This is a genomic window from Streptomyces sp. NPDC017676 (genome assembly GCF_044329325.1).
GTDB lineage: Bacteria > Actinomycetota > Actinomycetes > Streptomycetales > Streptomycetaceae > Streptomyces.
The window spans coordinates 192,892-214,697 of the sequence record NZ_JBIRJA010000004.1 but is presented as its reverse complement, the minus strand read 5'-3'; the positions used below and the strand labels follow the sequence as shown (position 1 = coordinate 214,697).

The 21,806-nt window shown below is 73.7% G+C and carries 15 protein-coding genes and 1 pseudogene; 5 read left to right on the top strand and 11 right to left on the bottom strand.

Features of this window, described 5'->3' with window-relative positions; translation table 11 throughout:
* Nucleotides 1-62: 62 nt before the first annotated feature.
* Nucleotides 63-764, top strand: coding sequence for a FadR/GntR family transcriptional regulator (locus tag ACH4LD_RS11030; protein WP_398053918.1), 702 nt, complete (start codon nt 63-65; stop codon nt 762-764).
* 188 nt (nt 765-952) lie between these two features.
* Here the strand turns inward: ACH4LD_RS11030 and ACH4LD_RS11025 are convergent, their stop codons facing one another.
* The gene (locus tag ACH4LD_RS11025; RefSeq protein ID WP_398053917.1) at nt 953-2,989 is read right to left on the bottom strand and encodes an endo-beta-N-acetylglucosaminidase; all 2,037 of its coding nucleotides are present in this window, start codon (nt 2,987-2,989) and stop codon (nt 953-955) included.
* A gap of 177 nt (nt 2,990-3,166) precedes the next feature.
* On the opposite strand from ACH4LD_RS11025, the gene ACH4LD_RS11020 reads away from it, so the two are divergent.
* Complete coding sequence (locus tag ACH4LD_RS11020; protein WP_398053916.1) at nt 3,167-4,540, top strand: amidase; 1,374 nt, start codon at nt 3,167-3,169, stop codon at nt 4,538-4,540.
* 141 nt (nt 4,541-4,681) lie between these two features.
* On the opposite strand, the gene ACH4LD_RS11015 is transcribed toward ACH4LD_RS11020, so the two are convergent.
* Complete coding sequence (locus tag ACH4LD_RS11015) at nt 4,682-4,855, bottom strand: hypothetical protein (RefSeq protein ID WP_132788952.1); 174 nt, start codon at nt 4,853-4,855, stop codon at nt 4,682-4,684.
* A gap of 454 nt (nt 4,856-5,309) precedes the next feature.
* On the opposite strand from ACH4LD_RS11015, the gene ACH4LD_RS11010 reads away from it, so the two are divergent.
* Nucleotides 5,310-5,705, top strand: coding sequence for a hypothetical protein (locus ACH4LD_RS11010; protein WP_132788953.1), 396 nt, complete (start codon nt 5,310-5,312; stop codon nt 5,703-5,705).
* Nucleotides 5,706-6,082: 377 nt separating this feature from the next.
* Here ACH4LD_RS11010 and ACH4LD_RS11005 read toward each other — a convergent pair whose 3' ends face one another.
* The 6 genes from ACH4LD_RS11005 to ACH4LD_RS10980 form a co-directional block, all read right to left on the bottom strand.
* Entirely contained in the window at nt 6,083-7,600 is a 1,518-nt protein-coding gene (locus ACH4LD_RS11005; RefSeq protein ID WP_398053915.1) for an SDR family NAD(P)-dependent oxidoreductase, read from the bottom strand.
* Nucleotides 7,601-7,841: 241 nt separating this feature from the next.
* Nucleotides 7,842-9,173: a wax ester/triacylglycerol synthase family O-acyltransferase gene (locus ACH4LD_RS11000; RefSeq protein ID WP_398053914.1), complete on the bottom strand. Its 1,332-nt coding sequence runs from the start codon at nt 9,171-9,173 to the stop codon at nt 7,842-7,844.
* A 148-nt stretch (nt 9,174-9,321) separates the two neighbouring features.
* Nucleotides 9,322-11,643 carry a GH92 family glycosyl hydrolase gene (locus ACH4LD_RS10995; protein ID WP_398053913.1) on the bottom strand — a complete coding sequence of 774 codons (2,322 nt, stop codon included), beginning with the start codon at nt 11,641-11,643 and terminating at the stop codon, nt 9,322-9,324.
* A 127-nt stretch (nt 11,644-11,770) separates the two neighbouring features.
* On the bottom strand, nt 11,771-12,991 hold the full coding sequence (gene glgC, locus ACH4LD_RS10990) for a glucose-1-phosphate adenylyltransferase (RefSeq protein ID WP_103813680.1): 1,221 nt from the start codon (nt 12,989-12,991) through the stop codon (nt 11,771-11,773).
* Between the two features lie 50 nt (nt 12,992-13,041).
* On the bottom strand, nt 13,042-14,193 hold the full coding sequence (glgA, locus tag ACH4LD_RS10985; RefSeq protein ID WP_398053912.1) for a glycogen synthase: 1,152 nt from the start codon (nt 14,191-14,193) through the stop codon (nt 13,042-13,044).
* Between the two features lie 40 nt (nt 14,194-14,233).
* Complete coding sequence (locus ACH4LD_RS10980; protein ID WP_398054129.1) at nt 14,234-14,998, bottom strand: (2Fe-2S)-binding protein; 765 nt, start codon at nt 14,996-14,998, stop codon at nt 14,234-14,236.
* Nucleotides 14,999-15,227: 229 nt separating this feature from the next.
* Between ACH4LD_RS10980 and ACH4LD_RS10975 the strand changes: the two are divergent.
* Nucleotides 15,228-16,058: pseudogene (locus ACH4LD_RS10975) on the top strand (DMT family transporter); the annotation flags it as partial.
* Nucleotides 16,059-16,869: 811 nt separating this feature from the next.
* Here the strand turns inward: ACH4LD_RS10975 and ACH4LD_RS10970 are convergent.
* Complete coding sequence (locus ACH4LD_RS10970; RefSeq protein WP_398053911.1) at nt 16,870-18,069, bottom strand: transglycosylase family protein; 1,200 nt, start codon at nt 18,067-18,069, stop codon at nt 16,870-16,872.
* A gap of 272 nt (nt 18,070-18,341) precedes the next feature.
* On the opposite strand from ACH4LD_RS10970, the gene gndA reads away from it, so the two are divergent.
* Nucleotides 18,342-19,781, top strand: a complete 1,440-nt coding sequence (gene gndA, locus ACH4LD_RS10965) for an NADP-dependent phosphogluconate dehydrogenase (protein WP_398053910.1) — start codon at nt 18,342-18,344, stop codon at nt 19,779-19,781.
* 1,197 nt (nt 19,782-20,978) lie between these two features.
* On the opposite strand, the gene ACH4LD_RS10960 is transcribed toward gndA, so the two are convergent.
* Both ACH4LD_RS10960 and panD read right to left on the bottom strand, forming a co-directional pair.
* Nucleotides 20,979-21,323 (bottom strand): GNAT family N-acetyltransferase, encoded by a 345-nt coding sequence (locus ACH4LD_RS10960; protein ID WP_398053909.1) that lies wholly within the window; start codon nt 21,321-21,323, stop codon nt 20,979-20,981.
* A 29-nt stretch (nt 21,324-21,352) separates the two neighbouring features.
* Complete coding sequence (gene panD, locus ACH4LD_RS10955; RefSeq protein WP_014676382.1) at nt 21,353-21,772, bottom strand: aspartate 1-decarboxylase; 420 nt, start codon at nt 21,770-21,772, stop codon at nt 21,353-21,355.
* Nucleotides 21,773-21,806: the final 34 nt, after the last annotated feature.

Genomic DNA, 21,806 nt, shown 5'->3' with positions numbered 1-21,806 from the left:
GCGTAGTGGTCGGACCACTCGGCTGGTTAGACTGCGACGGACCCGGTGACTGGAGGAGTGGCGTGGACGAGGCAGCCCCGCAGAAGGGCACGGTGACCCAGCGCGCCATCGAGGAGATCAAGGCGATGATCGCCGAGGGCCGGCTGGAGCCGGGCCAGCGGCTGCCCACCGAGCGGGAACTGGCTGCTCAACTGGGCATCTCCCGCAGCTCGATGCGGGAGGCGATCCGCGCCCTGACGGTCATGGGTGTCCTGGAGGCACGGCACGGCTCCGGGATCTACGTCACCGCGCTGGAGGCCGGCGACCTGCTGGAGACCTTCGGGGTGGTCGCCGACCTGTCCCGGGGCCCGGGTCTGGTGGAGCTCCTGGAGGTGCGCCGGATCCTGGAGTCGACGGCGACCGCACTGGCCGCCGCGCGCATCACCGCCGACCAACTTGCCGCCGTGGAGAAGCACTTGGCGGCGATGAACGCGACCGACGACCCCGAGGAGATCCTCGCCCACGACCTCGCCTTCCACCGTGAGATCGCGTCCGCCGCCGGCAACGAGACCATGGCCGCCATCCTGGACGGCCTGTCCTCACGCACCTTCCGCGCCCGCGTCTGGCGCGGCTACCAGGAGGAGGGCGCCTTCGCCCGCACCCGCCGCGAACACGCCGCCATCCACCGCGCCCTCGCCGCCCACGACCCGGAGGCGGCCCGGGCGGCGGCAGCGGCCCACGTGGGCGAGGTGGAGGAGTGGCTACGGGCCCAGCTCGGCGGCTAGCCGGCCCACCGTCTTGCCCACCCGTGCCCGGTGCACCGTTCCGGGCACCCGGAACCGGCCCGTCCCCCGGGAAGCACCCCACCGGGCCCCCGCCCGCGACCGGCTCCACCTCCGAATCCCCTTGAGGCGGGCATCGATCAGCGTGCGGTCGTCCGGTATGCGAGGTGCTCCCCGTGGTTCCGGGGTGACTACCAGGGGTGGGTCACGGTCACCGGGGCCGAGGCGTTGTACAGCTCCCCCACCGCGCGCAGTTCGAACCGCGCGGCCGTCTCCCCTTGTTCGGGCCGCTGACCGGCGACGAAGTAGGCGCGCTGGCCGGTGGCGCCGAGGAAGCGGCGGGTGCCGTCGGGGAGGAGGCGGTGGAGGGTGTAGTGGCGGACGGCTCCGGGGGCGGCGGTCCAGGCGAGGCGGAGGTCGCCGCCGTTCGCCGCGGTGACGCGGACGCCGGAGGGGGCGGCGGGTGCGGCCACGGTGTCGCGTACGGCCAGGCCGCCCAGGCGCCAGCGGACCGGGCCCTCGGTCGCGGTGAGCCGTACGCCGAGCGCGTGGACCGTGCCGGAAAGAACTGTGAGCGGTACGGTCGCGGTCTGCCAGCCGTTGACCGACCGAACCCGGACTCCGTTGTTGACCGAGTTCACAGCCAGATATGTGTACGGCGGTGTCGCCCCCGGCGCGCTCGGTTCGGCCGTCGCCACCGCCAGCTCGACGTTCACCTCCCCGGACTCGCTCCGGTAGGTCAGCTCGGCAACCGTGTTCACAGTGAGCGGCAGCCGGGTCGCGTACAGATCCACCACCGCTGGTTGATCCAGTTCACCCGCGACCAGCACACTGCTCCCGCCCCGCCAGGCGTCGGCGAAGTCGAAGGAGACGGCCGGCCGCTCCCCCGCCGTGCGGACCGCCCACCGCCGCGAGGGCAACCGGTCCTGGAGCCCGAGGTGGTTCCAGGGCGCGTCCGAGGTGACGACCCCCTCCTCGTACCACCGCAGTCCGTGCCCGGTGTTGAACACGCTCGCGAACGGAAGGGAGGTCACCGTCGACCGGTCCGCCACGGACACCGCCGGTGCCCGCCATGGATCGCTCGCGTCGGGCCGCGACGGGTCCAGCGACCGCCCGGTCCAGAACCGGTCGTCAGCCGCATGGAAGTCCTCGGGGGCGCGCTGGTCGGCGGGCAGGTGGTTGCGGGTCCACTCGGGCCGGTAGAAGCCGATCGAGGTGATGTGCGGCTTGCCGGCCGGGACGATCGCGTCCCAGTTCACGGACGTACCGGACCCGTTCGACTCGACGTCGACGCCCGCCCACAACTGGTAGCGGCTCCGCCCCAGTTGGTCCGCCTTCGTACCGGAGGCGGCGAGCGTGGCCGCGCTCCACCGGAAGTCGACGAACATGTCGTCGGCGGCCTGGAAGAACGCCTGGTTCTGGCTGTTCAGGGCGCCCTGCCAGCTGACCGTGCCGTTCACGGTCATCGCGTCGTACCAGGTCACCCGTTGTCCCTGGGCCGCCGCGAGCGCCTTCAGCTCCTTGAGGAAGCCCAGCACGGCCGTGCCCAGCGCGGTGTTGCCGCCGCTGGTCTCGGCGTTGACGAACCAGCCGTCGAAGCCGTACGCCGAGGCGACCGCGACGAGTTGCGCGGCGAGCGGGTAGTGGCCGGTGGCGTCCTTCTGCACCAGGTCCCGGGTCCACTGGAGTTGTCCGCCGTAGGCCACCGGGGGCAGGAAGATGTTCCCGAGGACGGGGACGCCGTGCCGGTGGGCCGCGTCGACGATGGGGGCGTTCGGCGCGAGGATCAGGCCCTCGCCGGCCGAGCCGCCCCAGAACACCAGCTCGTCGATGTACGCCCAGTGGGTCAGGGCGTAGTAGTCGGCGGTGGCCGAGCCCTGGGAGGGGTTGGCGGAGGTGGGCCCGAAGGAGACGAGGGCCTGGACGCGGGCCTGTCCGGAGCGGGCGGTGGGGTTCGCCGGGGTCGGGGTGAAGCGGGCGGCGAGCGGTATGGAGGCGGCGTTGAACGCGAGGTCGGGGTCGTCGGCGGCGCGCCAGCTCTTCAGGCTGCGCCAGGTGATGCCGGGGCCCGGGCTGCCGGCGGGCAGCGAGTCCGGGTACCAGTAGGAGGCGTAAGGCGGGGTCGCGGCGGCGGCTCGCGGGGCCGCCTGCGCGGGCAGCACGGGCATCGCGGGGGTCAGGGCGGCGGCGCCGGCGGCGATCAGGACCGTGCGTCTGGTGGGGTTCACGAGCGGAGGCCTCCATGAGGGATGGAACGTACCTGCTGTGACGACTGCGCCGTGACATCGTTGTCGGGGCCTTCGACGGAAGTCAATGGCGGTGCACGGCCTCTCGACGTGCGACCCCCTGAGCGGGCACAGTTCTCCCTGCCCGTCTTCCGTACCCATGAGTAACGAGGAGCGCCCGTGAGCAACTGGGCCGGCCGGAGTGCCGCCGAGATCGCCGCCGCCGTCCGCGAGGAGCGGGTGACGCCGAGGGAGGTGGTGGACGAGCACCTCGCGCGGATCGAGCGGCTCGACGGCCGGCTCGGGGCGTTCCGGAAGGTCCGGGCCCAGGCGGCGCTCGCCGAGGCCGACGACCTGGCCTCCCGTCTCGATCTGACCGGACTGCCGCTCGCGGGCGTGCCGTTGGCTGTGAAGGACAATCTCGCGGTGCGCGGTGAGTCGTGCCGCAACGGCTCCGCCGCCACCCCGGACGCCCCGGCCGCCGAGGACCATGTGACGGTGGCCCGGCTACGGGCTGCGGGCGCGGTGGTCGTGGGACTGACGAACGTGCCCGAGCTGTGCGTCTTCGGCACCACGGAGGGCCCGTACGGCATCGCCCGCAATCCCTGGGACCTCTCCCGCACGGCCGGCGGCTCCTCCGGGGGCAGCGCGGCGGCGGTGGCCGCGGGGCTCGTGCCGCTCGCGCTGGGCAACGACGGGATGGGCTCGCTGCGCATCCCGGCCGCGAACTGCGGTCTGGTCACGCTGAAGCCGGGGCACGGGGTGGTGCCCGCGGGGATCGGCGACGGCGACTGGTTCGGCATGTCGGAGAACGGCCCGCTGGCCACCACGGTCGAGGACCTGCGGCTGATGCTGGGGGTCCTCGCGGACACGGAGTTCGTACGGCCACGGGAGGGGACGCGCCGGAAGATCGCCGTCGGCCTGCGCAGTCCGCTCGCCGGGGTGAGCGTGAACCGGTCGTATACGGCCGTGGTCCGGCAGGCGGCCGGGGTGCTGGCCCGGGCGGGGCATCAGGTGCGGCGGGCCGAGCCGCCGTACCCGCTCTCCCTCGGCGTGACCGCGCTCCAGCACTGGACGGCGGGTACGGCGGTGGACGCCCAGGGCCTGGACCGGGCGCGGCTGGCCCGCCGGACCCGGGTGCACGCGGCTGTGGGCGGCCGGTTCGTCCGGCCGGTCCGCACGGGCGCGGCGCGCGAGCGGCTGCGGGCCCGGCTGACGCCGTTCCTCACCGAGTACGACGTGCTGCTCACCCCGGCCCTGGCCCGCCGCTCCCCCACGGCCGGCCCGTGGCACGAGCGCGGCTGGCTGCGCAACGTCCTGGTCAACACCGCCTACTCGCCCTTCACCCCGCCGTGGAACCTGACGGGCTGGCCGGCGATGTCCGTGCCGGTCGGCAGTCTGCCCTCGGGTGCCCCCTGTGCCGTACAGCTGGTGGGCCGGCCGGGCACGGAGGCCGTGCTGCTGGAGCTGGCGCGGGAGTTGGAGGAACTGAGCCCGTGGCGGCGGACGGCACCGGTGGCGGAGCGGGACGAGGAGCCGACGCCCGGTAGGTGAGGCCGACGGGCCTGACGGGCGTCCGGTGTCCGGGGTGCGGGAGGCCCGACCGGCGGCCGGTGTCCGGCTTCTGTGATCCGCGTGGGCGTGCGTCTGTCACGCCCACGCGGGCGGCGATCGCGACGGAACCGACTCCGGGGGTCAGTCCACGCTCGGCAGGATGTGGGGCTCGGCGAGGTCGTCCTCGTAACCCGCGAGGCGGATCGGGGCGGACCGGGCCCACACGTCGAGGCTGCCGAGTTCTCCGGGCCGGCGGCCCGCGCGCTCCGTGTGTTCCTTGGGGCGCTGATCGCGATTCGTCTTCTCCGGTGTCACCGCGCACTCCTTATGTGTCGGGTCACCCTCGGGGCGTACCGGACAGTCTGCGCTCCGGTGCTCGACGCCCGCTCGGGTCTGGATGGAAGGCCAGTTCGGACGCGGTGGCGCCGGTTCCTCTGTCAGAGCAGGCCGTTGTCCGCCGGCTCGCCCCAGGACGGACGGTGGGTGTGGGTGGAACCCCGGTGCTGGTGTCCGTCGGCTCCCAGATTAACCAAATGAGCGGGCAACCGCTCGATAGGGAGTGCAAACAAGCTGTAACCGATGTGCTTCCTACCGCTTCTCAATACCCCCCAATATGAGGCTTTTTGCAACAAGCCGCTCACTCGGACGACGCGGCGAATCACCCGCGTGGCCTACAGGAGCGAACACCTCTTCAAGTGCTGTTGGCCCGGCCGCAAGGTCGCCGTGTTCTGCTGACGCGGCAACGGCTGTCTCGCGGAAGGGCTGACGCATGGAGCTGCGCAGTGTCGAGGAGCTGATGGATCTGCTGCACGCCGGCCGGCCCCTGCACGCGCTGCGGACCGCGGCGCTGCTGCGCCGCAGCCGTCCCGCCGACAAGGAGCTCCAGGTGGCGGGGCTGGTGCTGGGCATCGGGCCGGTGCTCTGCCCGGGAGACGAGGCGGCCCGGGCGCGCAGCGCGGCCGAGGCGGTGCGCGCCCTGCTCGGGGAGCGGGTGTTCCGGCTGGTCCGCGGGGACGCGGACCCGGCGGACGACGATGCGCTGCGGCTGCGCCAGGCCGGCGAGGAGAGCCGCACCGCCGGCCTCGACGCCGGCGTGCTGGAGGACTGGCGCACGGTGCTGGAACTGGTGGCGGCCCGCCACGCGCGGCTCGGCGCGGTGGACTGAGGGCACGGCGGCCACCGCGACGTGCGCGGGAGGCGTCCCCACCGCGACATGCGCGGGAGGCGCCCCCCACCCCGACGTGCGCGAGAGGCGCCGCCGCCATGGCGCGCGCGGGAGGCGCCGCCGCCATGGCTGGCCCAGGGGCGCCGCGCATGGCGTGCCCAGCGGGCGCCGCGCATGGCGTGCCCAGCGGGGCGCCGTGCATGGCCTGCCCGGCGGGGCGCCGCGCATGGCCTGCCCGGCGGGGCGCCGCGCATGGCCTGCCCGGCGGGGCGCCGCGCATGGCCTGCCCAGCGGGGCGCCGCGCCGTGGCCCCCCCCGGGGCGCGCCGCAGCCGTGGCGTGCGCCCGGGTGTCACCCGCGGCGGCCCCGCCCGCCCTCTACCACTTGCCGGGGGCGTAGTCCTTGAGGAAGACGCCGTACAGGTCCTCGCCCGCCTCTCCGCGCACGACCGGGTCGTAGACGCGTGCGGCGCCGTCGACCAGGTCGAGCGGTGCGTGGAAGCCGGCCTCGGCGAGGCGCAGCTTGTCGTAGTGGGGGCGCTCGTCGGTGATCCAGCCCGTGTCCACCGAGGTCATGAGGATGCGGTCGGTCTCGAACATCTCGTGGCCGCTGGTCCGCGTCACCATGTTCATGGCGGCCTTGGCGGCGTTGGTGTTCGGGTGGCCCGCGCCCTTGTAGCCCCGGCTGAAGACGCCCTCCATGGCCGAGACGTTCACGACGTACGCCCGTCCGCTCGCCGCCTTCCTGGCGGCATCGGCCATGGCCGGGCGGAGCTTGCTGATCAGGATGAACGGCGCCGTGTAGTTGCACAGCTGGGTCTCCAGCAGCTCCACCGGGGAGATCTGCTCGATCGTCTGCACCCAGGTGTTGGACTCCACGACGTCGGGCAGCAGGCCGCCCGCGTCGATGGCGGTGCCGTCGAGGTGCCGGGCGACGCTGGCGTTGCCCGCGACCAGGGCGAGGTCGGCGACCTTCTGCGCGTCGAGGCCGCTGGTGCCGAGGGGCAGCGCGGCCAGGCCGTCGACCGCGCCGGAGTTGAAGGCGCCGATGACGTGGTGGGCGGGGAGTTCCCCGGCGGGCAGCGGGGCGCTCTCGCCCTCGACCAGGGCGGCGTAGGCCGAGGGCAGGCGGCGCACGGTCTGCGTGGCGTTGTTGATCAGGATGTCCAGCGGGCCGGCCTCGGCGACCTGATCGGCCAGCGCGACGACCTGGCCGGGGTCGCGCAGGTCGATGCCGACGACCTCCAGGCGGTGGATCCAGTCCGCCGAGTCCTCCATGGCCTTGAATCGGCGGATGGCGTCCTTGGGGAACCGCGTGGTGATGGTGGTGTGCGCGCCGTCACGGAGCAGGCGCAGCGCGATGTACATGCCGATCTTGGCCCGGCCGCCGGTGAGCAGGGCGCGCTTGCCGGTGAGGTCGGTTCGGGCGTCCCGCTTGGCGCGGTTCTCGGCGGCGCACTTCTGGCACAGCTGGTGGTAGAAGTAGTCGACCTCGACGTAGCGCTGCTTGCAGATGTAGCAGGAGCGCGGGCGCTGGAGTATGCCCGCGATCCGGCCGGCCTCGACCTTGGAGGAGGGCAGGATGCCCTCGGTCTCGTCGTCGATGCGCTCGGCGGAGCCGGTGGCGGTGGCCTCGGTGACGGAGCGGTCGTGCGCGGTCTTGGCGGCCCGGCGCTCCTGGCGGCGGCGCTGCTTCACCGTCCGGTAGATGTGCGAGGTGGCACGGCGGACCGCGATGGCGTCGGGGTGGTCGACGTCGATCCGGTCCAGTTCCTCCAGCACGCTCAGGCAGACGGCCAGCCGCTCCGGGTCGATACCGGGCCCGTGGACCGCCTCGTCCATGGCGGCGTCCGTGGGCACGTCCATCGCCGCCGAGCCGTCGTCTGTCACCGTCATCGCGCTGCCGCTTCCCTGATCACCCGCGCAGCGCTCCGACTCGCGCCCGCTTTCGAACAGCGAATTTTACGGAGCCCGGCCCGGCGCACCAAACCGCTGCCCGGTCGGGTGGGTGCCGCACCCGCCCGACCGCCCGCCCCGCGCCGGGGGGCGCCGGCGGGGCGCACGCCCCGCGGGGGCCACCCGCACCCGACGACGGAAGCCGCCCGGGTGGTGCGGGTGGGAGCCACGTGGCCGATGCTCAGCCGTCGCAGACGGCCAGGAGCGTCTCCACCTCCGCCGTCACCGCATGAGCGAACCGGTCCAGGTCCGGCACGGCCTCCGCGTCGGCGACCAGCCCGTAGTGCACGCGCCCGCGGTACGTCGAGATCGCGACCGCCAGCGCCTGGCCGGGTGCGAGCGGGGCCAGCGGATACACCTCGGTCAGCTCGTGGCCGCCGAGCCGGAGCCCGAGCCCGGGCAGCGGCACGCTGGTGACCAGGATGTCGAACCACAGCCGGGCCGCCTGGCCGACCAGCGGTCCGCCCAGCCGGTGCCCGAGCGCCGGCACGTGGTCGGCGAGCAGCGCGACCGCGCCGGCACCCCGGTTGGGACCCGCGTCCTTGTTGCGGATCATCGCAGTCCGCACCGTCTCCAGACGGCCGAGCGGGTCGGGCTCGCCCACCGGAAGCCGTATCAGGTACCCGGAGAGCCGGTTGCCCTGCGGCTGGGCGGTGCGCGGACGGCGCCGGGAGACGGGGATCAGGGCGCGGGGCGCCACGCCCCCGCTGCCGTCGCCCCGCTCGTCCAGCCAGCGGCGCAGCGCGCCGGCGACGACGGCGATGAGGACGTCGTTCACGGTGCCGCCGGCGCTCTTGCGCACCCGGTGCACGTCGTCGATGTCGAGGACGACCCCGGCGGTGCGGCGGGTGCCGCTGGGCGCGGAGGTCAGAGCGGCACACGGCCGCATGCCGAGGGTGGACAGGGCGAGCGAGGCGCCGATGTCCAGGGCCCGGCCCACGTCGGACAGCGCGTCCCGGAACAGCCCGGGCATCCGCGCGGGCAGCCGGCGCGCGTCGGACAGCAGGCCGCGCGGCGGCTCGATCGCGCGGGGCGCGCGCTCGGGCAGGTCGACGGGGTCGAGGACGCCGGCGGCGAGCTTCAGCGCGCGCAGCCCGTCGGCGAGGGCGTGGTGGAACTTGAAGAGCACGGCGAAGGACATCCCGTCCTCGCCGGGCAGCACGTGCGCCTCCCACGGGGGCCGGCCGCGTTCCAGCGGGCGCTCCATCAGCCGCCCGGCGTCCGCGTGGAAGTCGTCGGTCGGGGCGTGCAGCGTCACGTGGTTCAGAGGGTCGAAGTCCGGGTCGGTCTCGCGGGCGGCGCCGCCGAAGGCGTGCGGCTGCCACAGATCGCGGATGCGCATGCGCAGACCGGGTACGGCGGCGGCACGGGCGGCGAGCAGGTCGGCGGCGTGGGCCCCGGCGGTGGGCGAGTGCGCGGAGAAGACGCCGAGCGCCCCGAGGTGCATCGGGTGCCGGTCGGACTCCATGTTCCAGAAGGCCAGGTCGAGTGGAGCCAGCAGGTCGGAAGTCAAGGGCTTGCCTCACGCGTCGACGAGGGGGTGGATCAGCAGTCAATCCCTGCTGAGCGATTACGGTCAAGTACGATCACGCTACGCACAGTTAATGCCAGGTTAAGTCCCGCCACCGGTGAGATCGGCGGGACGCAGGCGACGACTGAGGTCATTTCAGGACGGGCGGCGCCGCTTCGGGTGACGTACCCCACTCCGACGGCCGCGGGCCGACCGTGAAGGCCAGGGAGCGCAGCGAGCGCAGCGCGCCGGTCGTCAGATAGGTCCGGCCGTGCGGCCTGCCGTCCATGTGCACGGCCTGGACGTAGCGGTCGGTGTCCGAGGTGCCGGGGGCGGTCACCGTCAGCCGGCCGGCGGGCCAGTAGCGGCGGTCCAGGGCGAGGTCGACGCGGTCGAAGACCGGGGTGGTCAGGCCCCAGGTGTCGTAGCCGGGCTGGACCGGGAAGAGGCCGATGGACGACAGGACGTTCCAGGCGGACATCGTGCCGAGGTCGTCGTTGCCGGTCATGCCGGTGGGACTGTCGGTGAACAGGGTCAGCGCCGCGTGCACCACGTCGGTGGTCTTCCAGGGCTGGCCGGTGGAGAGGTAGGTGTAGGGCGCGATGAGGTCCGGCTCGTTCATCGGGTTGTAGACGGCGGCGTTGTAGTAGGCGTACGGGTCGCCGTGCACCCACACCTCGCGGGCGGTCCCCTCCGGGTCCGCCAGCAGCCGGTCGTAGGCGAAGAAGGCGTCCAGGCGGGCGTTGGCCGCGCGTGTGCCGCCGATCAGATCGACCATGCCCGGGACGTCCTGCGGGACGAGCCACTGGTACTGCCAGGCCGTGCCCTCGTGGAAGCCGGTGCCGCGGGCCGGGTCGGGCGAGCCGGTGAAGGCGCCGGAGGCGTCACGGGCGCGGAAGAAGCCGGTGCCCGGGTCGAAGACGTTCCGGTAGTTGCGCGAGCGGGCGGCGTAGCGGGCGGCGTCGTCCTCGTGGCCGAGACCGCGGGCCATCTGGGCGAGCATCGCGTCGGCGAGCGCGTACTCCAGGGTGACGGAGGCCCCGTGGTGGTAGTCGGAGTCGCCCATCTTGGCGTACGGCCGGCCCTTGACGTAGGGCGCGAAACCGTCGGCGATGTACTCGGCGTTGGCCTCCCGGCCGATGCCCGGGTACTCGGCGGGCGGCACCCCGTCGGCGTTCTTCTTCAGCGCGCGGTAGGCCCGCTCCTCGAATCCCCTCAGGAGCCCCATCCGGTAGGCGGTGGTCAGGAACGGGGTGACCGGGTCACCGCTCATGATGTTCGTCTCGACCGGACCGTAGCCCCACTTGGGCAGCCACCCGCCGTCCTCGTCGACCGCGACCACCGACCGGGCCATGTCCCGGGCCTCGCGTGGGGCGAGCAGCGCGAGGAGCTGGGCCTGGGTGCGGTAGGTGTCCCACAGCGACCAGTTCTGGTAGTAGGTGAAGCCGCGGGCGCGGTGGGTACGGCGGTCCCAGCCGAAGTAGCGGCCGTCGGCGTCGCTGCCGATGTTGGGCGCGAGGTGGGAGCGGTACAGCGAGGAGTAGAAGGTCCGGCGGAGCGTGGGCGTGCCCCCGCGCACCCGGACCGCGGCGAGCCGGCGCTCCCACTCCTCGCGGGCCCGGTGGCGTACGGCGTCGAAGGCCTGGCCGCCCTCGGCGCGCAGGTTGCCGGCGGCGCCGCGCGAGTCGACGTACGACAGGGCGGTGGTCGCCTCGACCGTGCGGTCCCGGGTGGTGTCGAAGCGGACGTAGGCGCCGCCGGATCCGCTCCGGGCGCCCGGGGTGACGGTCCCGCCCGCCCAGGTGCCGTAGGCGGTGAAGGGCCGGCTGAAGCGGGTGATCGTGTAGACCGTGTAGGGGCCGGTGTCCCGGCAGAAGCCGTGGCCGGTGATCTCGGTGCGCACGGTGCGGTCGTCCAGGATCTGCACCGCGCTGCTCACCGCCTTGTGCAGCGACTGGGCCGCGTTCAGCAGGACGTTGGCCTTGTCGGTGGCCGGGAAGGTGTAGCGCTGGACGCCGGTGCGGGCGGTCGCGGTGAGTTCGGCGCGGATGCCGGAGGCGAGGCCGACCCGGTAGTAGCCGGGGCTCGCCTCCTCGTCGTCGTGCGAGAAGGCCGCCGCGTACTGGGCGTAGTCCGTCTCGGTGACGTCGCCGGTGGTGGGCAGCACGGGCAGGTCGCCGCCGATCCGGCAGCCGACGCCCGAGAGGTGGACCAGCGAGAACCCGCGGATACGGTTCTGCGCGTAGTCGTACCCGGTGCTGTGCCCGGTGTCCGGGGAGAGCTGCACCATGCCGAAGGGCACGGCCGCGCCGGGGAAGGTGTTGCCCTCGTTCTGGCTCCCGATGAAGGGGTTGACCAGGTCGGTGAGGTGGCCGTCGGTCCGCTCGGCGGCGCGTGCGGCGGGGGTGGCGATCAGCGCGGACGCTGCCATCACCCCGGCCAGGCACAGCCGTGTGCGCCGGGTCCCTCTCATGTCGGAAGACCTCCGCAGGTTGGACGTCGTTGCCTGCATCCTGGACGGCCGACGGCGCAAACCTGGGCATTCCGAGAGGGTGATGTCGAACGCGTCGCGCCGTGGGGGGCCGCTGACGCCCTGTCCGTCAGGGCACCCGCTGCCCCTTCCCCAACGCGATGACCCCGCCCTTGGACACGGTGTACAGCTCGGCGTCCCGCTCCGGGTTGACGCCGATCGTCGCGCCGGGCGGCACCTCGACGTTCTTGTCCAGCACGGCACCGCGGACCACCGCGCCCCGGCCGATGTGGACGTTGTCGTGCAGCACCGAGCCCTGGACGACCGCCCCGGGGTCGACGCGCACGCCCGGGGAGAGCACCGACCGGGTGACCTGGCCGCGGATCAGGCAGCCCGCGCTGATGATGGACTCGCTCGCGATGCCGCCCGCGTTGAAGCGGGCCGGGGAGAGCTGGTAGGAGTGCGTGTAGATGGGCCACTGCCGGTTGTAGAGGTTGAACGCCGGGCGCTCGGCGATCAGGTCCATGTGCGCCTCGTAGTAGGCGTCCAGGGTGCCCACGTCCCGCCAGTAGCCCTGGTCGCGGCTGGTCTCGCCGGGCACGTGGTTGTCGCTGAAGTCGTACAGCTGCGCCTCGCCGCGCGCGGTCAGCTGGGGCAGGATCGAGCCGCCCATGTCGTGCACGGACTGGCTGTCCTCGGCGTCCCGGTGCAGTGCCTCGATCAGCACCTTGGTGGTGAAGACGTAGTTGCCCATCGAGGCGAAGACCGTCTCCGGGTCGTCCGGCAGGCCCGGAGGGTCGGCGGGCTTCTCCAGGAAGCGCTCGACGGTGCGGCCGTCCGAGCCCGGGGTGATCACCCCGAAGGAGGAGGACTGCGCGCGCGGCACCCGGATGCCGGCCACCGTCACCCCCGCGCCGCCCTCGATGTGCTGCGCGAGCATCTGCCGCGGGTCCATGCGGTACACGTGGTCGGCGCCGAACACGGCCACGTACTCGGGCTGTTCGTCGTGGACCAGGTTCAGCGACTGCAGGATGGCGTCGGCGCTGCCCAGGTACCAGCGCGGGCCGAGGCGCTGCTGGGCGGGGACCGGGGTGACGTAGTTGCCGAGCAGGCTGGACATGCGCCAGGTGGTGGTGATGTGCCGGTCCAGCGAGTGCGACTTGTACTGGGTCAGCACGCAGATGCGCAGCACGTCGGCGTTGACGAGGTTGGACAGGACGAAGTCGACGAGCCGGTAGGTGCCGCCGAAGGTGACGGCTGGTTTGGCGCGGTCCGCGGTCAGCGGCATCAGGCGTTTGCCCTCGCCGCCGGCCAGCACGATCCCGAGTACGGAAGGCCCTCCACGACGCATGGCCGCTCCCCTCACCGTGGTTGAACCATGGTTGCCCCGAGCGGGCCGGACTAAGCCTGCTTGAGGATCTCCTCGTACAGTCCCGCCGTGCGGCGGGCCACCGCGTCCCAGCCGAACTCCCCCACCGCGCGGGCCCGTCCGGCCTCGCCCATCCGCCGGGCCGTGTCCGGATCACCGAGGACGGTGTCCAGCGCCCGGGCGAGCCCGGACGCGAAATCGTCGTCCACGTCGACCAGGAGACCGGTACGGCCGTCGTCCACGACCTCGGGGATGCCGCCCACCCGGGACGCGACGACCGGTGTGCCGCAGGCCATCGCCTCCAGGTTGACGATGCCGAGCGGCTCGTAGACCGACGGGCACGCGAACACCGTCGCGTGCGTGAGGAGTTGGATCACCTCCGTGCGCGGCAGCATCTGCGGGATCCAGTGCACGCCCGCCCGCACCCGGCGCAGCTCCTCGAACAGCTCCTGGAACTCCCGGTCGATCTCCGGGGTGTCGGGGGCGCCCGCGCACAGCACGACCTGGGCACCGGGGTCGATGTCCCGTACCGCACGCAGCAGATGGGGCACGCCCTTCTGCCGGGTGATCCGGCCGACGAACAGGACGTACGGGCGGGCCGGGTCGATGCCGTGCCGGGTGAGCGCGTCGGTGCCGTGGTCGGGCCGGTACAGACGCGTGTCGATGCCGTTGTGGACGACGTGGACGCGGGCGGGGTCGAGGGCCGGATAGCAGGCGAGGATGTCGTCGCGCATGGCGCCGGAGACGGCGATCACCGCGTCGGCGGCCTCGACCGCGGTGCGCTCGGCCCACCCCGACAGCGCGTAGCCGCCGCCGAGCTGCTCGGCCTTCCAGGGGCGCAGCGGCTCCAGCGAGTGCGCGGTGACCACGTGCGGGATGCCGTACAGCAGCTTGGCGACATGGCCGGCGAGATTGGCGTACCAGGTGTGGGAGTGGACGAGTTCGCGGCCTTCGAGGGCCGCGGCCATGGCGAGGTCCACGGAGAAGGTGCGCAGCGCGTCGTTGGAGCCGTCCAGGACGGACCAGGGCCGGTGCCGTACGACGCCGACCCCGCGGCCCTCGCCCCAGCAGTGCACCTCCAGGTCCACCAGGGACGCCAGCTCGCGGGCGAGGAACTCCACATGGACACCGGCGCCGCCGTACACATCCGGGGGGTACTCCCGGCTCAGCAGTCCCACTCGCACCCGGCAACCCCCTGGTCTCGGTGGCAGGTTCCCCTCATGGTCACCCAGATGCGGCGCCCGGGGAAGAGCGCGGGGAGGAGCGCGGCACTCTGGTGAGGCAGCAGTCGCCGCAGAGCCCGCCGCCGGGCACCCGGTAGTACAGACAGCAGCTGCGGCGCCGGAACGCCGGGCCGGTGCGGATGCCGGTGGCGCTCAGCAGGGGGTGGGCGAAGAGGTCACCGGTGAGCGCCCGGGCGCGGGCCGCGACACCGGTACGGCCCTGGGCGCGCGCCCAGCGGCTCAGCTCCCGTGCGGTCGCGGCGAGCGCGGAGCCCGCGTTGCCCCACAGCAGGCCCGGCGCGACGCCGTAGCGGTCCCGCAGGACCTTCGCCAGGGGCTCCAGATGACCGTGCAGCACGGTGCCGACGAGCGTGGCGGCGTCTCCCGGCAGCGGGCGCAGCTCGGTGAGCCACAGATCGTCGGGGACGGCGGCGCGGGCGTCCCAGCGCAGCAGGCGCGGGTCCAGGTCGGGCAGCCGGCCGTACAGGACGGCACAGCCGAGGGCCGCCGACCACAGCCGGGCGGCCAGTCCCTGCTGGGCGAGGGAGGCGGCGACCCGGGGCTCGCCGGTGCCGAGCCGGTCCGCGACGGTGGCGACGCGCAGCGCCAGAGGGTCGCGGCCGGTCTCCGTGGCGGCCCCCGCGTAGCCCTCCGCGAGGCTCGGCAGCCGTCGTGCCCCGGTGCCGTCGGCGGCTCCCGGGAGGGTGCGCAGGGGGAAGAAGCCGCCGAGCGCGCGCAGGGCTGAGAGTTCGGGGTCGAGGTCCACGACAGACACTCGTACCAGGCGCGGCGCGGGGCTGCTCAGGCGGGTGTCCGCCGCACGATCACCCGTCCAGGGGATGATCAGGCCGCTGGTGTACTCCATCGGCAGTAGGACGCATTGCGTGCTCAGGTACGACGACGGGAAGCACCGGGGCGGGCAGAGTGTTGGGCATGGAAGCCGACCGTACGCCGCGCCGGGCACAGGACGCCCGTCGCACGCAGAGGAGACACCGATGAGCGCCCTGGCGTTGTCCGTGCTTCTGTCGGTCGTCTCCGCCCTCGCCTACGCGGGCGGAGCGATCGTGCAGGAGCAGGTCGCGGTGTCCTCCCCCGACCGCGGGTACCTGCCGCTGCGCCGGCCGGGTTGGTGGGGTGCGCTGGCGCTCAACGGTCTCGGCGGCGTGCTGCACGTCGTGGCGCTGGCCTACGGGCCGCTCAGCCTGGTCCAGCCGCTCGGCGCGCTGACCATCGTCTTCGCGCTGCCCATGGCGGCGCTGTGCGTCGGCCGCCGGGCCGGCGCGACCGCCTGGCGCGGCGCCCTCATGGCCACGGTCGGCCTCGCCGGTCTGCTCTCCCTGGTCGGCTCCTCCTCCGCGCACTCCCTGGCCCCGGCCCAGCGGCTCGCGGTCGCGCTGGTCACCGGCGGGGCGGTGGTGGCGCTGATGTTCGCGGGCCTGGCCGCGCACCGGCACCCCGCCGTGCGCAGCGTGCTGCTCGCCACCGCCTCCGGCATCGCGTTCGGCATGTCGTCGGTGTTCACCAAGACCGTGGCCGTCGACTGGAGCCACGGCATCGCACTGGGTGACCTGCCCTCGCTCGCCGTGATCGGCCTTTTCGCGGTCGCCGGCGTCCTGCTGTCCCAGGCGTCCTACCGGGGCGGCGGCCTCGCCGCCCCGCTGGCCACGCTGACGGTGGTCAATCCGGTGCTGGCCGCCGCGGTCGGCATCCTGATGTTCGGCGAGTCGTTCCGCCACGGCACCACGGGCACCGTGCTCGCCCTGGGCTGCGGGGTGGTGGCGGCGGGCGGACTGATCATGCTGACGACGGAACGGCTGACACGCGAGACGACCCCGGCCCCGGCAACGCCGCCGGACGGGCGGGCGCCGGTCCCGGCAGCGCCGTTGGGCGGGTGGGCGCGGGTCTCGACAGCGCCGTCGCACGAGCCGGCGCCGGTCCCGACAACGGCCTCGGGCGAGTCGACGCTGGTCTCGGCAGCGCCGTCGGGCGGGCGGGCGCCGGTCTTGACAGCGGCCTCGGGCGGGCGGGCGCCGGTCCCGACGGCGCCGTCGGACGTACAGGCGCCGGTCTTGACAGCGTCCTCGGGCGAGGCGGCGTCCGCTGTTCCGGCACCGGACGTCGTGTCACTAACCTCGGTGCCCTCCGGGCAGGGAGCGACGGTGGCCGCGGAACCGACGCGGTCCACCGAGCACACGCGTCTCGTCGTGCCGCAGCCGCGCGAGGGCATGACCACCGGTGCGGAGCGGGGCGGGCGCGCGGAGACCGGCGTCGGCACGTCGCCCCCGGTGACCCGTGCTGGGGCGGGCGAACCGGCGTTCCCCGCCGGGCCGAGCGAGCCGGTGCGCGTCCCCGGGGCTGCCACTCCGGCGCCGGTCCGGGCCGAGTCGGGCGAGCCGGCCGGCCGCACCGGTCCGGCCGAGGCCGTGGAGCGCGCCGGGGCGAGCGAGGCGGGTGTTCTCGCGGGGACCGCCGAGCCCGGCGTGCCCGCGCTGTCGGTGTCCGGCCCGGCCGGGAGCGGTGGGGCGGACACCGACAGCGCCGGACCGCCCGCCGACGGTGTGCTCCCGGCGTCGTACACCCCGCTGCCCGCGGGCGTCACCGTACCGCTGCCGGTGTCGGCCCTGCGCCGTACCCGCGTCAGATCCTGACGCCGCCGGCCCGGAGATAGGCGAGCGGGTCGACGTCCGAGCCGAACCCGGGCCCCGTCCGCACCTCGAAGTGCAGATGCGGGCCCGTGACGTTCCCGGTGGCGCCGGAGCGGCCGATGCGCTGGCCCGCGGTGACGCTCTGGCCGTTCCGCACGGCGATGGCCGACAGGTGGGCGTACTGGGTGTAGCGGCCGTCGGCGTGCCGGATCACGACCTGATAGCCGTACGAGCCGCCCCAGCCCGCGGCCACCACGCGCCCGGCCGCCGCCGCCTTCACGGACGTGCCGGTCGGCACGAGGAAGTCGACGCCGGTGTGGTAGCCCTTCGACCAGTGCGAGCCCGCCACGTGGTAGCCGGTGCCGACGGACGCGGTCACCGGGGCGACGAGCGCGTGCCGGGCCGGGGGCGTCCGGTGGGTGGTGGGGTGCTCGGAAGGGGCCTTCTTCTTCGGTGCCTTGGGGGGCGCGGGGCGGGTCGGGGTGCCGTTCAGGCTGAGCCGCTGCCCTGGAATGATCAGGTCGGGATCGGTGCCTATGGTGGCGCGGTTGCCCGCGTACAGCGTGCGCCAGCCGCCCGTCACGTGGTGGTCACCGGCGATGCCGGAGAGTGTGTCGCCGTGCACCACGGTGTACATCTCTGCCCGGCCGGCCCGGGACTGCGGGGTGGTCTGCGGCTGCACGTCCTTGACGGAGCTGGAGTGGGCGGAGCCGGCGTGGTGGGCGGAGCCGGACTTCGCTGAGCCGGAGTGCGCGGAACCGGTTGTCGCGGGGCGCGCGGAGCTGGTCTCGGTGTGCACGTCGGGGGCGGGTCCGCCCCGGGTCAGCCCGGCCCGCACCGAGCACACCGGCCAGGCGCCCGGCCCCTGCCCGTCGAGGACCTTCTCGGCGACGGCGATCTGCTCCGCTCTGCCGGCCAGGTCGGCGCGCGGCGCGAACCGGGTGCCGCCGTAGGCCTCCCAGGTGGACTGGGTGAACTGCAGCCCGCCGTAGTAGCCGTTGCCCGTGTTGATGTTCCAGTTGCCGCTGGACTCGCAGGCGGCGACCTTGTTCCAGGTGGCCACGTCGGCGGCGTCCGCGGTGCCGGCGGCGACCAGCGGGATCGCGAGGCCGGCGCCGCTCGCCGTGACGGTGAGTGAGGCGCGGTTGATCCTGTTCGGCTGGTACCGGCGGTGCCGGCCGCGTACGGCCATGTCCGAAATCCCCTCGGCATGCGTCAGGAGCGGCAAAAGTAAGCGCCCCGAACAGGCCATGACAAGACAGGAAATCGGCCGCCTGTGCGGTCCAAGTGGCCGGGAACGGCCCCTGATTGATCCGACGGGCCGGTCAGTGAGGCGGACGGTGGCCCCGCTGCGTACACATGCGTGGCGGGTCGGATGTGCGCTCGCCGTAGCGGCACGTCAGGATGGGCAAGGACCCGTACTGACGGAGCCGTAGTACACGAGGCAACCAGGGAGCAGGCGGTATGAGCACTTCAGCGCAGATCGGTGTCACGGGCCTCGCGGTCATGGGCCGCAATCTCGCGCGGAACTTCGCGCGCAACGGCTACACGGTCGCCGTGCACAACCGTACGGTGTCGCGGACGAAGGCGCTGGTGGAGGAGTTCGGGGACGAGGGCGACTTCGTCGCGGCCGAGACCGCCGAGGAGTTCGTGGCGGCCCTGGAACGTCCGCGCCGGCTGGTCATCATGGTCAAGGCGGGCCAGCCGACGGACGCGGTGATCGAGGAGTTCGCCCCGCTGCTGGAGCCCGGCGACATGATCATCGACGGCGGCAACGCGCACTTCGCGGACACCCGGCGCCGGGAGCGTGAGCTGCGCGAGCGGGGCATCCACTTCGTCGGCACAGGCATCTCCGGCGGCGAGGAGGGTGCGCTGCACGGTCCGAGCATCATGCCGGGCGGTTCGAAGGAGTCGTACGGGTCGCTGGGCCCGATGCTGGAGAAGATCTCCGCGAAGGCGGAGGACGGGGCGCCGTGCGTGACGCACGTGGGTCCCGACGGTGCCGGGCACTTCGTGAAGATGGTCCACAACGGCATCGAGTACGCCGACATGCAGCTGATCGGGGAGGCGTACCAGCTGCTGCGCGACGTCGCCGGGTACGCGCCCGCGCAGATCGCGGACATCTTCCGCACCTGGAACACCGGTCGGCTGGACTCGTACCTGATCGAGATCACCGCCGAGGTGCTGTCCCACGTGGACGCGGCCACCGGCAAGCCGTTCGTAGACGTCGTGGTGGACCAGGCCGAGCAGAAGGGCACCGGCCGCTGGACGGTGCAGATCGCGCTGGACCTGGGCGTTCCGGTGTCCGGCATCGCCGAGGCCGTCTTCGCCCGCTCGCTGTCCGGTCACGCGCCGCTGCGGGCCGCTTCGCGGGACCTGGTCGGACCGAAGCCGTCCCCGCTGAGCGAGTCGGAGGCGGCCGCCTTCGCCGACCGGGTGGAGCAGGCGCTGTACGCGTCCAAGATCGTGTCGTACACGCAGGGCTTCCACGAGATCGCCGCGGGCAGCGAGGAGTACGGCTGGGACATCGACCTCGGCGCGGTGGCCTCGATCTGGCGCGGCGGCTGCATCATCCGGGCCGCGTTCCTGGACCGCATCCGCGCCGCGTACGACGCCCGGGCCGACCTGCCGAGCCTGCTGTCGGACGAGACGTTCGCCCGCGAGATCGCCGAGGCGCAGGACGACTGGCGGGAGGTGCTGGTCGCGGCGACCCGCCAGGGCGTGCCGACGCCCGGCTTCGCGGCCGCCCTGGCGTACTACGACGCACTGCGAGCGGAACGGCTGCCGGCGGCGCTGACGCAGGGACAGCGGGACTTCTTCGGCGCGCACACGTACCGGCGAGTGGACCGGGAGGGCTCGTTCCACACGCTGTGGGGCGGGGACCGGAGCGAGGTGAACGCGTAGCGCGGCCGGGCTCGAAGGGGTTCGGTTGTTTCGGGGGCTCGCTGGTATCGGTGGGCTCGGTGGGATTGGCGGGCTCGGCGGGCTGGAGGGCTCGGCGGGCTGGGAGGGCTCGGCGGGCTGGGAGGGCTCGGCGGGCTGGAGGGCTCGCCAGGCTTGGTGGGCTCGGCGGGCTGGGAGGGCTCGGCGGGCTGGAGGGCTCGCCAGGCTTGGTGGGCTCGGCGGGCTGGGAGGGCTCGCCGGGCTGGAGGGCTCGCCAGGCTTGGTGGGCTCGGCGGGCTGGGAGGGCTCGCCGGGCTTGGTGGGCTCAGCGGTGTCGGCGGGCTCGTGGTCTCTACGGGTTCCTGATCTCGGCGGGCTCGTCGTCTCGGCCGTCTCGGCGGTACCCACCTCCCACCCCGCCCGCGACGCAGCGGCCCGCGCGTGAGCCCCGGGAGCCGAGCGGGCCTGGCGGGCCCAGCGGGCTATGCGGGGCTTGGCGGGTTCGGCGGGTTCGGCGGGTTCGGCGGGTTCGGCGGGTTCGGCGGGTTCGGCGGGTTCGGCGGGTTCGGCGGGCTATGCGAGCCCTGGCGGGCCTCATCTTGTCGAGCGGGGCGCGGGTGCGGGCGGGGCGTGGCTGGTCGCGCCCGCTCGGCGCGGCCGAGTCGCATCTCGGTACCGCCCCGCGCCCCTCGGGGGAGCCGGGCGCCTCGCATGTTCCAGGTGCCCGGCCCTGCCGTGTCTCAGGTGAGCGGAGGCCCCGGCTCGGGATTCGGTACGGGCTCCGGGCCAGGCGGGATGGGAGACGGTGACGGCTCCGGAGGGCCCGGGTGGGGCGGGGGCGGGCTCGGGTTGGGGCCCGGCGGGGGTGGCGTGGGCTGCGGGACCGGTTCCGGGGTCGGGACCGGGCTCGGGTACGGATCCGGCGGGGTCGGGCCCGGACCCGGTGTCGGGCCCGGCGGTACCGGGTCGGGGTGCGGGTTCGTCATGGTGTCCTCCGGGCAGTCACGGGACGTCGCCTCTGGACTACTCCCCCGCCTACCCGACCGCCGCCCGGCCACTCACCCGACAGCAGCACCGAACGAGTCCGGGCGGGTGGCCGACGGTACGTTGAGCCGGCGCTCACCGACGGACGGCGGCCCGGGTCGCGGGTGCCCGCGGAGAGACGGCCCCGATCGGTCGACCGCCCACTCGAACCGGACCAGGCGGACCGCCGCTCGATCAGAAGCGGTCGGGATGGGCGCGCAGCCAGTCCTTGGCGGCCGACAGCAGTCGGGGGTCGGCCGGCGGGGCCGCCTCCGGATGACGTTCGGCCCACTTCACGACGTACGAGCAGAGGGGGGCCACCGGGACGCCCTCGCGCTCGGCGAGGGCGTACAACTCACGGGCGAGCGATCCGGCGATGCCCTTGCCCTCGTGGGCGGGCTCGACAATGGTGTGGACGGGGACCAGGGCGCGTTCCGGCGCCTCCAGGACGAAGTACTCGATGCGACCGACGACTTCACCGTCGCCGAGGGCCTCCAGGCGGCCCGCCGCCCGGTCGTCGCGGATCTCGGTCTCGCTCATGGGCACGCACGCTCCTGGTCCTCGTCCTGTCAGGCCCCTACGGCCTGCGGGCTGCGCTGCTGGTCCGAGCCGGGGACCGGTTCGGACGGGTCGGCGCCGAGGGACACGATCCGGTTGCCGGCGTCGACGTGCACGACCCGGGGCCGCAGCGCGCGTGCCTCGGCGTCGGTGACCTGAGCGTAACTGATGATGATCACAAGGTCGCCGGGGTGGACCAGGTGGGCGGCGGCCCCGTTGATCCCGATGACCCCGGACCCGCGCTCACCCTCGATGACGTACGTCTCCAGCCGGGCGCCGTTGGTGACGTCCACGATGTGCACCAGTTCCCCGGGCAGCAGGTCGGCGGCGTCGAGAAGATCGGCGTCGATGGTCACCGATCCCACGTAGTGCAGGTCGGCCTGGGTGACGGTGGCTCGGTGGATCTTGGACTTGAACATGGTACGAAGCACGGAGGAACTCCCGGTTTGTCTGCTCCCTGCCCGC